We start from the raw sequence: 11,291 nt of genomic DNA, 5'->3' as shown, positions 1-11,291 counted from the left end.
CTTCTATGAGCTGTTCCTTGGGGGTGGGGGGGGGGGGGCCCAAACACACCCCCCCCCCCCCCCCTCCCCCCCCCACCGGCGGGGGGGGGGGGGGGGGGGGGGGCCCCCCCCCACCCCCCCCCCCCCCCCCTGCCCGTACCGGTCGGGTGCGTGCTGCCCCCGGTCCGGTCCGTACGCCCCCGCGCCCGGCATGTCCCGCTCGCCCCGGCGGGCGAGCGCGAACAGCGCCAGCAGCCCCGCTCCGAGCCCGAACAGCAGGCTGGCGAGGGAGAGTTGCTCAACGGTGGTCAACTCAGCGAAGCGGTCGAGCTGTTCGTACCGCAGGGCCGTCGCGAGGGCCGCCCCGCCGGCCCCCACCAGCAGCGCCGACGCCACCATGCCGAGCGGCCGTGAGAACGGTGCGCCGAAGAGGGCCCCCACGGCCGCCGCGAGACAGAGCAGGACGGTCGCCGCGTTCAGCCAGCCGGGCGGCGTGCCGAGGAGCGGCATCAGGACCGACTCGCCGGTCACACGGCGCGCGTAGGCGTCGAGGCCGAGCCGCTGCCCCCAGTAGACCTCCCAGGCCGTCCAGACGCCCGCCGCGGCGCCCAGCAGCAGGAAGGAGGCCACGGCGACGCCCTGCGCGGGCCGGGTCGGCGTCAGCGCGTACGCGGAGTCCGGCGCCCCGCGCCCGGCCAGGGCCGTGACGATCAGCGCGACGGCCACCGCGAGGGCACCGAAGGCGCAGAGCAGGGCACTTGTACGGAGTCCGTCCGGGGCGCGGCCGTCCATCCACGACGAGCCGAGCACCCACAGACCGGGCAGCCGGACGGCGAGCGTGAGGACACCGGTGGCGAAGAGCGCGGACGCGGCGACGGCCGAGCGCAGGACGGTGACGGTCACGACCACGTAGACGGCCAGCAGTACGGGGTCGAGCAGAGAGGTCACCGGCGGGACCGCCGCGACATCGCCCTGGCCGGCCCAGAACCACCAGAGGTCGACGGGCCGGTCCGTCTCCCTCAGGTCCCGCACGATCCACGCGGCGGTGACGACGGCGAGCGCGGCGCACAGCACGGCGCCGGTGATCCGGGCCCCGCGGGTGAATATCACACTGCGATGGTCCCGGCTGAACGCCTCGGGAACAAGAGCACCACTGGTACCCCGGGCCCGCGGCCCGCCCGGCGGGCGACCGGCCGGGACCTCAGGATCCCGGCCGGTCCAACGGCACCCGCACGGCCGTACGTCGACCAATGTGACCCGTCCGTATATCGGCGAAGCGTCGGTGGAGTTTCCTGCGTGTCAACGGAGCCGACGTCTCAATCACAGCTCGTTGTCCGGATCCTGCCCCTGCTCCCCGCCCTCGCCACCCGTCCCGGACGCCCCTCCGGGCCCGGCCGCGATCGGCACCACCTGCCGCTCCTCGGCGAAGTGGCACGCCGAGTCGTGCTCCGCGGGCCCCTCCGTCCCCCGGAACACCGCGGGCACGGCGAGCAGCGGTACCTCCAGCGCGCACCGCTCCTGGGCCTTCCAGCAGCGGGTGCGGAAGCGGCAGCCGGACGGCGGGTTCGCCGGGGACGGCACCTCACCGGTCAGGATGATCCGCTCGCGGCCGGTACGGGCCGCGGGGTCGGGCACCGGCACCGCGGAGAGCAGCGCCTGCGTGTAGGGATGGGTGGGGTGGTCGTAGATCTCGGTGTCCGTGCCGATCTCGATGATCCGCCCGAGGTACATGACACCGACCCGGTCCGAGATGTGCCGGACGATCGACAGGTCGTGCGCGATGAAGACGTAGCTCAGATCGAACTCGTCCTGGAGGCGTTCCATCAGATTGATGACCTGCGCCTGCACCGACACGTCGAGGGCCGAGACCGGCTCGTCGGCGACGATGACCTCGGGCCGCAGGGCCAGTCCGCGGGCGATGCCGATGCGCTGGCGCTGACCGCCGGAGAACTGGTGCGGGTACCGGTTGATGTACTCCGGGTTGAGGCCGACCACGTCCAGCAGGTCCTGGACCCGGCGCCGCCGGTCGCCCTTCGGGGCCACCTCGGGGTGGATGTCGAAGGGCTCGCCGATGATGTCACCGACGGTCATACGCGGGTTCAGCGAGGTGTACGGGTCCTGGAACACCATCTGGATGTTGCGCCGGACCGCCTTCAGCGCCCGCCCGGACAGCCGGGTGATGTCCTCGCCCTTGTACCGGATCTCGCCCGCCGTCGGCCGCTCCAGATTGACCAGCAGCCGCGCCACGGTGGACTTCCCGCAGCCGGACTCGCCCACGACGCCCAGCGTCTCGCCGGCCGCCAGGTCGAAGGAGACGCCGTCGACCGCCTTGACCGCGCCGATCTGCCGCTTGAAGAGGATGCCCCGGGTGAGCGGGAAGTGCTTCACCAGGTCGCGCACCTGGAGAATGGGGTCGGCGGGCTCAGCGGTCGGCGTCATCGAGGGTCTCCCTCCAGAAGAAGCAGGCGCTGTGCCGGTGCTCGTCGACCTCGAAGAGCGGCGGCACGTCCGTACGGCAGATGTCCCGGGCCCTCGGGCAGCGCGGATTGAACGCGCAACCCGCCGGGATGCGCTGGAGGTTGGGTGGCAGGCCCTTGATCGCGTACAGGTCCCGGCCCTTCTGGTCGAGCCGGGGGATGGAGTCGAGCAGCCCCCGCGTGTAGGGGTGGGCGGGGGCCTTGTAGATGTCGTGGACGGGGGCCGACTCGACGATCCGGCCCGCGTACATGACCGCGATCTTGTCGGCGACGTCGGCGACGACGCCGAGGTCGTGGGTGATCAGGATCAGCCCCATGTCCAGTTCCCGGCGCAACTCGCCCAGCAGCTCCATGACCTGGGCCTGCACGGTCACATCGAGCGCGGTCGTCGGTTCGTCGGCGATGATCAGCGAGGGTTCGAGCGCCATCGCCATGGCGATCATGATGCGCTGGCGCATACCGCCGGAGAACTGGTGCGGGTAGTCGTTCACGCGCTCCTTGGCCGCCGGGATCCGCACCCGGTCCATGAGCTCGACCGACCTGGCCCGCGCGTCCTTGCGGGACATCCCCCGGTGGACGATGAACATCTCGCCGAGCTGCGCGCCCACACTGAGCACCGGGTTGAGCGAGGACAGCGCGTCCTGGAAGATCATCGCCATGTCGGCGCCGCGGATCCTGCGCCGCCGGTCCTCCTTGAGCTTGAGCAGGTCCTGCCCCTTGAACAGGACCTCGCCGCCCGTGATCCGGCCCGGGGGCATGTCGAGGATGCCCATGATCGCCTGGGCGGTGACGGACTTGCCGGAGCCCGACTCGCCGAGCACCGCGAGCGTCTCGCCGGCGTCGACCGAGTAACTGACCCCGTTGACCGCCTTCACGACGCCGTCGCGGGTGTGGAACTCCACCTTCAGATCGCGCACTTCGAGCAACATGGGCCGGCTCCTCAGCGCAGCTTGGGGTCGAGGGCGTCGCGTACCGCGTCGCCGAGCATGATGAAGGCGAGGACCGTGATGGCCAGGGCGCCGGCGGGCCAGAGCAGCATGTGCGGGGCGTTGCGGATGAACTTCGACGCGTCGGAGATGTCGATGCCCCAGGAGACGGAGGGCGGTTTGAGGCCGACGCCCAGATAGGACAGGGTCGCCTCCAGCGCGATGTACGTGCCGAGCGCGATGGTCGCCACCACGATGACCGGCGCGACGGCGTTGGGCAGCACGTGGCGCAGCATCATGCGGGAGTTGGAGGCGCCGAGGGCACGCGCCGCCTGGACGAAGTCGTTCTGTTTGATGGTGATGACGGAGCCGCGGGCGATCCGGGAGATCTGCGGCCAGCCGAGCAGCACCATGAATCCGACGACGGGCCAGACGGTGGAGCTGGTGACGACCGAGAGCAGGACGAGGCCGCCGAGCACCACGGGGATGCCGAAGAAGATGTCGGTGACGCGGGAGAGGATCGCGTCCCAGAAACCGCCGAAGAAGCCGGCCAGCCCGCCGAGTGCGGTCCCGACGAGCGCGACGCCGAGGGTGGCGCAGACGCCGACGGTGACCGAGGCGCGGGCGCCGTAGACGGTGCGGGTGTAGACGTCGCAGCCCTGTGCGGTGAATCCGAAGGGGTGGCCGGGCTGGGAGCCCTCCTGGGCCTTGGCGAGGTCGCAGGAGAGCGGGTTGCCGGAGGCGATCAGCTGGGGCCAGATCGCGATGACGACCAGGAAGAGGATGACGAGGCCCGAGATGATGAAGACGGGGTTGCGGCGCAGATCGCGCCAGGCGTCGGACCAGAGGCTGCGGGGCTTCTCACCGGGGCCCTTGCCGTCGCCCTGGTCGAGTCCTTCGAGGTCGGCGCCGTCGGCCGTGGAGAGGTCCATCGAGCCGCCGAAGCCGGTGGGCGCGATGGCTCCCTCGTCCGCGGGGGGAGTGGTGTCAGGCATAGCGGATCCTCGGGTCGAGTACGGCGTAGAGAAGGTCGACCAGCAGGTTCGCGAGGAGGAAGACGATGACGAGGATCGTCACGAAGCCGACGACGGTCTGGGTGTTCTGGCGGAGGATCCCCTGGTAGAGCTGGTAGCCGACGCCGTGGATGTTGAAGATCCGCTCGGTGACGATCGCGCCGCCCATCAGCGCGCCGACGTCGGTGCCGATGAAGGTGATCACCGGGATCAGGGAGTTGCGCAGCAGATGCCGGGTGATCACCCGGTGTCTCGGCAGGCCCTTGGCGACGGCGGTGCGCACGTAGTCGGAGCGGGTGTTCTCGGCGATGGACGTGCGGCTGAGCCGGGTGACGTAGGCCAGTGACACGGAGGCCAGGACGAGGCCCGGCACGATGAGTTCGCCGAGCGGGGCGGCGGAGGAGACCGACGGGGAGATGACGTTCCACTTCACTCCGAGCAGGAGCTGCACGATCAGGCCGGTGACGAAGGTCGGTACGGAGATCACGACGAGGGTCAGCACCAGGACGCCGCTGTCGACCGGCCGGCCGCGCCGCAGTCCGGTCAGCACGCCGAGCGTGATGCCGATGATGATCTCGAAGACGATCGCGACGATGGTCAGCCTGATGGTGATCGGGAAGGCGGTGGCCATCAGCTCGGTGACCTTCTGGCCGTTGAAGGCCGTACCGAAGTCACCGGTGAAGACATTGCCCATGTAGGTGAGGTATTGCTGCCAGACCGGCTTGTCGAGGCCGAACTCGGACCGCAGCTGGGCGGCGGTCGCCGGGTCGCACTGCCGTTCGCCGCAGAGACCCGCGATGGGGTCTCCCATCACGTTGACCATGAGGAAGATCAGCAGGGTGGCGCCGATGAAGACCGGGATCATCTGGAGCAGACGCCGGATCACATAACGTCCCATGAAGGGCTCCGGGGGTCGTGGTCGGGCCTGGGGTCCGGCGGGTGACGCCGTACGGCACGGCCCGGCGGGGGAAGAACCGCGGCCCGGCGCGGAAGGGGTGCGCCGGGCCGGACGACTCCGGTGTCAGCTGACCTTGATCTCGTTGTAGACCGGGACGCTGAACGGGTTGAGCTCGACGTTGCTGAGCCGCTCCGAGTAGCCGGCGCTGCCGTTCTGGTACCAGAGCGGGATGGCGGCCATGTTGTCCCGTACGACGCCCTCGGCCTGCTGGAACTTCTTGATCGCGGTCTGCGTGTCGCTCTCGGCGTTCGCCTCGTTGACGAGCTTGTCGAACTCGGCGTTGGTCCACTTGCCGTCGTTGGACGAGGCGTTGGTGAAGTAGAGCGGCTGGAGGAAGTTCTGGATCAGCGGGTAGTCCATCTGCCAGCCGGCCCGGAAGGGGCCGGGCATCTTCTGCTGGGTGATCTGGCTGCGGAAGTCGGCGAAGGTGCCGATGGGCCGGCCGACGCACGCCCGGTCGTTGCCGAGGGTGTTGTTGATGCTGTTGCAGACGGCGTCGATCCAGTCCTTGTGGGAGCCGGTGTCGGCGTTGTACGTGAGCTGGATCCGGCCGCCGGGCAGCCCGCCGCCGTCGGCGATCATCTTCTTCGCGGCGGCGGGGTCGTACTCGCACGCCTTGCCGCAGAGGCCGGCCTGGTAGCCGCCGTCCTTCCCGAGCACCGGGGAGGTCCAGTCGGTGGCCGGGGTGCGGGTCTTCTGGAAGATGGTGTCGGTGATCTGCTTGCGGTTGATCGCCATCGACAGGCCGGTGCGGACCTTCTGCGCGTCGGGGGTGTTCCACGCCTTGTCGTAGTACGGGAAGGCGAGGGTCTGGATGATGCCCGCGGGGGTGTTGATGTAGCGGGATCCGAGGTCGGCGGGCGCGTTCTTGAGCTGGGAGGCCGGGACATCGTCGACGAGGTCCAGGTTGCCCGCCGTCAGGTCGGTGTAGGCGGTGTTGTTGTCGGTGTAGACCTTGAGGTCCACCCCGCCGTTCTGCGCCTTGTCCGACCCCGGGTAGTCGTCCCACTTGCGCAGGGACATCTGTGAGCCCTTGGTGTACGAGTCGATGGCGTACGGCCCGTTGCCGACCGGCTTGGAGAGCCAGCCCGCGTGGTCCTTGAAGAACGCGGAGGGCAGCGGCGCGAAGGCGGCGTACCCGAGGGTGTCCGGCCAGGTGGAGAACTTCTGCGAGAGCTTGACGGTGAAGGTCTGCGGGCCGGTGACCTTGAGGCCGGACAGTGTGTCGGCGGTGGGCTTGCCCGAGTCGGGGTGGACGGCCGCGTAGCCGTCGATCTGGCCGAAGAAGTAGGCGTTGCGCTGGTTGTTCGTCAGGTTCGCGCCGTAGTTCCAGGCGTCCACGAAGGACTTGGCGGTGACCTTCTCTCCGTTGCTGAAGGTCCAGCCGTCCTTCACGGTGATCGTGAAGTTCGTCGAGTCGGTCGTCTCGATCTTCTCGGCGAGCATGTTCTCGGCCTTGGCGGTCTTCGGGTTGTACCGCTTCAGTCCCCTGAAGACCATGTCGAGGACCTTGCCGCCCTGGACCTCGTTGGTGTTGGCGGGTTCCAGCGGGTTCTGCGGATCGCCCCAGGACGAGCTCAGCACCCCGTCCGCGCCCCCGCCGCTCCCACCTCCGCCGCCGCAGGCTGTCGCCGTGAGGGCGACGGCAAGCGCACCGGCGGCCCACTTGGCGTGTGTGGCTCGGCGCATGGAGTTCCTCCTGAGTCCTGAATGTCACTTAGGCCCAAATATCACTCCCTTTCAGATTCCGCGCATTTAATGGGCGCCCGTGCGTGGACGTGACGGAGGCCCGGACCGCGTACGGTCCGGGCCTCTCGCCGTTCGTCCGGCGGGTCTCACAGGGCGTCTCACACGGCGTGGACGACGTCCTTCTCCTCGGCGAAGTGGCAGGCCGATTCGTGCGCCGCCGGAGTGGTCGAGGCGACGAAGCGCTCGGGGACCGCCAGCAGCGGGACCTCCTGGGCGCACCTGTCCTGGGCCTTCCAGCAGCGGGTACGGAAGCGGCAGCCGGACGGCGGGTTCGCCGGGGACGGCACGTCGCCGGAGAGGATGATCCGCTCGCGGCCGGTACGGGCCTCCGGGTCGGGGACCGGGACCGCCGACAGCAGCGCCTGGGTGTAGGGGTGCGTCGGGTGGTCGTAGATCTGGGTGTCCGTACCGATCTCGGCCATCTTGCCGAGGTACATGACACCGACCCGGTCCGAGATGTGCCGGACGATCGACAGGTCGTGCGCGATGAAGATGTAGGAGAGGTTGAACTCGTCCTGGAGCTTCTCCATCAGGTTGATGACCTGCGCCTGCACGGACACGTCGAGGGCCGAGACCGGCTCGTCGCAGATGATGACCTCGGGGTTGAGCGCGAGGCCGCGGGCGATGCCGATGCGCTGGCGCTGACCGCCGGAGAACTGGTGCGGGTACCGGTTGATGTACTCCGGGTTCAGTCCCACGACGTCGAGCAGGTCCTGGACCTTGCGCCGCCGGTCGCCCTTCGGGGCCACCTCGGGGTGGATGTCGAAGGGCTCGCCGATGATGTCACCGACGGTCATACGCGGGTTCAGCGAGGTGTACGGGTCCTGGAACACCATCTGGATGTTCCGGCGGACCGCCTTCAGCGCCCGCCCGGACAGCCGGGTGATGTCCTGGCCCTTGAAGAAGACCTCGCCCGCGGTGGCCGTCTCCAGCGTCATCAGCAGCCGGGCGACCGTGGACTTGCCACAGCCCGACTCGCCGACGATGCCCAGCGTCTCGCCCTGGTAGAGGTCGAACGAGATGCCGTCGACGGCCTTGACCGCGCCGATCTGCTTCTTGAAGAGGATGCCCTGGGTCAGCGGGAAGTGCTTGACCAGGTTGCGCACCTGGAGGATCGGCTCCCCGCGCTCGGCCGGCGCCTCGATGGCGGCGACGGACTCGTCGACCGTGGCGGCGCCGGCCGTCTCGACCTCGGTGACGTTCGGGGTCGCGTCCATGGAGTCGTCTTTCCTGGTCGACTCAGCCATGGATCGTCTCCTTCCAGAAGTGGCACGCGCTGCCGCGGCCCGGCAGCTCGCCGCCGTCCCGCTCGGTGACGGGGTGCAGCGGCGGGATGTCCGTACGGCAGATGTCCTGCGCGGACGGGCAGCGCGGGTTGAAGGCGCAGCCGGACGGGATCCGCGTGAGGTTGGGCGGCAGGCCCTTGATCGCGTAGAGCTCCTGGCCCTTCTGGTCCAGGCGCGGGATCGAGTCAAGCAGTCCGCGGGTGTACGGGTGCGCGGGGCGCTTGTACAGCTCGTGGACGGGGGCGGTCTCCACGATCCGTCCCGCGTACATGACCGCGATCTTGTCCGAGACGTCGGCGACCACACCGAGGTCGTGGGTGATCAGGATCAGGCCCATGTTGTACTCGCGCTGCAACTCGGCCAGCAGGTCCATGACCTGTGCCTGGACCGTCACGTCGAGCGCGGTGGTCGGCTCGTCCGCGATGATCAGGTCGGGCTCCAGGGCGAGCGCCATCGCGATCATGATGCGCTGGCGCATACCGCCGGAGAACTGGTGCGGGTAGTCGTTGACCCGCTCCTTCGACGCCGGGATGCGCACGCGGTCCATCAGCTCGATGGCCTTGGCCTTGGCCTCCTTCTTGGAGAGGCCCTGGTGCACGCGGAACATCTCGCCGAGCTGGTAGCCGACGGAGAGCACCGGGTTGAGCGACGACAGCGCGTCCTGGAAGATCATCGCGATCTTCCGGCCGCGGATGAGCCGGCGCTCCTCGCTGCCCATCTTGAGCATGTCCTCGCCGCGGAAGAGGATCTCCCCGCGGGGAATCCTCCCCGGCGGCATGTCCAGGATGCCCATGATCGCCTGAGCGGTCACGGACTTGCCGGAGCCGGACTCGCCGAGCACGGCGAGGGTCTCGCCGGCGCTGACGCTGTAGTTGACTCCGTTGACCGCCTTGGCCACACCGTCGCGGGTGTGGAACTCCACGTGCAGGTCACGGACTTCGAGCAGCGGGGTGCCACTGGTATCCGAACCGCGGGGAGAAGGAACGTCCGCCGTCTTGTCGATGATGGTCATGTACGCCTCCCTCAGCGCAGTTTCGGGTCGAGGGCGTTGCGTACCGCATCGCCGAGCATGATGAACGCCAGAACGGTGATCGACACCATGACCGACGGGATGATCAGGACGAACGCGGCGTTGCGCAGCTGCTCCTGGCCCGACGAGATGTCGACGCCCCACGAGACGGTCGGCTCGGCGAGGCCGATGCCCAGGAAGGAGAGCGTGGCCTCGGCCGAGATGTAACCGCCGAGGGCGATGGTCGCGACCACGATCACCGGGGCGATCGCGTTGGGCATGATGTGCCGGAGCAGGATGCGGGTGGTCGAGGCGCCGAGCGCCTTGGCCGCCATCACGTAGTCCGCCTGTTTGATGGTGAGCACCGATCCGCGGGCGACACGGGCTATCTGTGTCCAGCCGAGGAAGGCCAGCGCCAGGATCACGACCCAGACGTGCCGGTCCTCGAAGGAGGTCAGGACGACCATCGCGCCGAGGATGAAGGGGACGCCGAAGAAGATGTCGGTGACCCGGGACAGCAGGGAGTCGATCCAGCCGCCGAAGTAGCCGGCGAGCATGCCGACGACGGTGCCGAGCACCGTGACCAGCAGGGTGACTACCAGTGCGACGGTGATCGAGGCGCGGGCGCCGTAGACGATGCGCGCGTAGATCGACCGGCCCTGGATGTCGTAGCCGAACCAGTCCTCCGCGAAGAAGTTCCCCCACTTGGGCTTCTGGAGATAGTGGTTGGCCAGGTCGGCGTAGCGCGGGTCGGCGCTGGTGAACCAGCCCGGGAAGACCGCCATGGTCAACAGGAAGACGATCAGCAGGCCGGAGATGACGAACAGCGGGTTGCGCCGCAGGTCGTGCCAGGCGTCCGACCAGAGACTGCGGGGCTTGCCCACCTTGCCGTCGGCGGGCTCTGTCGTCGGAGCGTCGATCGGTGCGCCCATACCGGGCTCGGTGACGGTGTCCTTGAGTGCCTCAGGCATAACGGATCCTCGGGTCCAGGACCGCGTAGAGCAGGTCGACGAGCAGGCTGGCGACGAGATAGACGACCACGATGAGGGTCACGATGCCCACGACCGTGGCTCCCTCGCGGTGCTTCAGCGCGTCGAAGACGTTCCAGCCGACACCCTTGACGTTGAAGATGCCTTCGGTGACGACCGCGCCGCCCAGCAGGGCGCCGAGGTCGGTGCCGAGGAACGTCACCACCGGGATCATGGAGTTGCGCATCAGGTGCACACCGATGATGCGGCGGCGGGGCAGGCCCTTGGCCACGGCGGTACGCATGTAGTCGGCGCGCAGGTTCTCGGCGACCGAGGTGCGGGTGAGGCGGGCCACATAGGCCAGCGACAGCGAGCCGAGCACGACGGCGGGCAGGAACAGCTCGTCCCAGTTCGCCTCGGCGCTCACGTTCGGGTCCACCCAGCCGAGCTGGAAGGCGAAGAAGTACTGGCCGAGGAAGCCGAGCACGAAGGAGGGTACGGAGATCAGCAGGAGCGTCAGGACGAGCAGTCCCCGGTCGCGGAGCTGGTCGGCCTTCAGTCCGGCGAAGACGCCCATGGAGATGCCCACGAGCACGGTGAAGGTGAAGGCGAACAGGGTCAGTCTGACCGTGATCGGGAACGCCTCCGAGATGATGTCGGCGACGGGTCTGCCGCTGGCGATCTGAGTGCCGAAGTCACCCTGGAACAGGCCGATGAGGTAGTTCCAGTACTGGTGCCAGAGCGGCAGATCGAGACCGAGATTCTTCTTCATGGCCGCGATCTGGGCGGGATCGACCGTCTGCTCTCCGGCGAGCGCGCGCACGGGGTCACCGGGCAGGGCGTACATCATGGAGAAGACCAGCAAGGTTGACCCGAGGAAGACCGGGATCATCTGGAGCAGTCGCCGCGCGACATAACGCCCCATG

The 11,291-nt window shown here is 68.8% G+C and carries 10 protein-coding genes; all 10 read right to left on the bottom strand.

Annotated features, from left to right (window positions below; genetic code table 11):
• Window positions 1-3: 3 nt before the first annotated feature.
• The 10 genes from ACZ61E_RS30590 to ACZ61E_RS30545 all read right to left on the bottom strand — a co-directional run bounded on the left by ACZ61E_RS30590 (window position 4) and on the right by ACZ61E_RS30545 (window position 11,290).
• Window positions 4-1,089 (bottom strand): hypothetical protein, encoded by a 1,086-nt coding sequence (locus tag ACZ61E_RS30590; protein WP_469703454.1) that lies wholly within the window; start codon window positions 1,087-1,089, stop codon window positions 4-6.
• Between the two features lie 210 nt (window positions 1,090-1,299).
• On the bottom strand, window positions 1,300-2,418 hold the full coding sequence (locus ACZ61E_RS30585) for an ABC transporter ATP-binding protein (RefSeq protein ID WP_469703452.1): 1,119 nt from the start codon (window positions 2,416-2,418) through the stop codon (window positions 1,300-1,302).
• On the bottom strand, window positions 2,402-3,385 hold the full coding sequence (locus tag ACZ61E_RS30580; RefSeq protein WP_469703450.1) for an ABC transporter ATP-binding protein: 984 nt from the start codon (window positions 3,383-3,385) through the stop codon (window positions 2,402-2,404). Before ACZ61E_RS30580 ends, ACZ61E_RS30585 begins: the two co-directional genes overlap by 17 nt.
• An 11-nt stretch (window positions 3,386-3,396) precedes the next feature.
• On the bottom strand, window positions 3,397-4,377 hold the full coding sequence (locus ACZ61E_RS30575) for an ABC transporter permease (protein WP_469703449.1): 981 nt from the start codon (window positions 4,375-4,377) through the stop codon (window positions 3,397-3,399).
• On the bottom strand, window positions 4,370-5,293 hold the full coding sequence (locus ACZ61E_RS30570) for an ABC transporter permease (protein ID WP_383832984.1): 924 nt from the start codon (window positions 5,291-5,293) through the stop codon (window positions 4,370-4,372). The genes ACZ61E_RS30575 and ACZ61E_RS30570 overlap by 8 nt, the downstream gene beginning before the upstream one ends.
• Window positions 5,294-5,416: 123 nt before the next feature.
• Complete coding sequence (locus ACZ61E_RS30565) at window positions 5,417-7,042, bottom strand: peptide ABC transporter substrate-binding protein (protein ID WP_469703447.1); 1,626 nt, start codon at window positions 7,040-7,042, stop codon at window positions 5,417-5,419.
• A 158-nt stretch (window positions 7,043-7,200) separates the two neighbouring features.
• Window positions 7,201-8,349, bottom strand: a complete 1,149-nt coding sequence (locus ACZ61E_RS30560) for an ABC transporter ATP-binding protein (RefSeq protein ID WP_469703445.1) — start codon at window positions 8,347-8,349, stop codon at window positions 7,201-7,203.
• Window positions 8,342-9,400, bottom strand: coding sequence for an ABC transporter ATP-binding protein (locus ACZ61E_RS30555; protein ID WP_469703443.1), 1,059 nt, complete (start codon window positions 9,398-9,400; stop codon window positions 8,342-8,344). The genes ACZ61E_RS30560 and ACZ61E_RS30555 overlap by 8 nt, the downstream gene beginning before the upstream one ends.
• Before the next feature lie 11 nt (window positions 9,401-9,411).
• Window positions 9,412-10,329, bottom strand: a complete 918-nt coding sequence (locus ACZ61E_RS30550) for an ABC transporter permease (RefSeq protein ID WP_469703456.1) — start codon at window positions 10,327-10,329, stop codon at window positions 9,412-9,414.
• A gap of 31 nt (window positions 10,330-10,360) precedes the next feature.
• Window positions 10,361-11,290 carry an ABC transporter permease gene (locus tag ACZ61E_RS30545; protein WP_469703442.1) on the bottom strand — a complete coding sequence of 310 codons (930 nt, stop codon included), beginning with the start codon at window positions 11,288-11,290 and terminating at the stop codon, window positions 10,361-10,363.
• Window position 11,291: the final 1 nt, after the last annotated feature.

Source organism: Streptomyces sp. NPDC104581 (genome assembly GCF_055583685.1).
This window is presented reverse-complemented; position numbering and strand designations above follow the sequence as displayed.

Bases quoted from the DNA above. Each gene is read 5' to 3' on its own strand.
- ACZ61E_RS30585 (WP_469703452.1), bottom strand. From the start codon at position 2,418: ATGACGCCGACCGCTGAGCCCGCCGACCCCATTCTCCAGGTGCGCGAC.
- ACZ61E_RS30580 (WP_469703450.1), bottom strand. From the start codon at position 3,385: ATGTTGCTCGAAGTGCGCGATCTGAAGGTGGAGTTCCACACCCGCGAC.
- ACZ61E_RS30575 (WP_469703449.1), bottom strand. From the start codon at position 4,377: ATGCCTGACACCACTCCCCCCGCGGACGAGGGAGCCATCGCGCCCACC.
- ACZ61E_RS30570 (WP_383832984.1), bottom strand. From the start codon at position 5,293: ATGGGACGTTATGTGATCCGGCGTCTGCTCCAGATGATCCCGGTCTTC.
- ACZ61E_RS30565 (WP_469703447.1), bottom strand. From the start codon at position 7,042: ATGCGCCGAGCCACACACGCCAAGTGGGCCGCCGGTGCGCTTGCCGTC.
- ACZ61E_RS30560 (WP_469703445.1), bottom strand. From the start codon at position 8,349: ATGGCTGAGTCGACCAGGAAAGACGACTCCATGGACGCGACCCCGAAC.
- ACZ61E_RS30555 (WP_469703443.1), bottom strand. From the start codon at position 9,400: ATGACCATCATCGACAAGACGGCGGACGTTCCTTCTCCCCGCGGTTCG.
- ACZ61E_RS30550 (WP_469703456.1), bottom strand. From the start codon at position 10,329: ATGGGCGCACCGATCGACGCTCCGACGACAGAGCCCGCCGACGGCAAG.
- ACZ61E_RS30545 (WP_469703442.1), bottom strand. From the start codon at position 11,290: ATGGGGCGTTATGTCGCGCGGCGACTGCTCCAGATGATCCCGGTCTTC.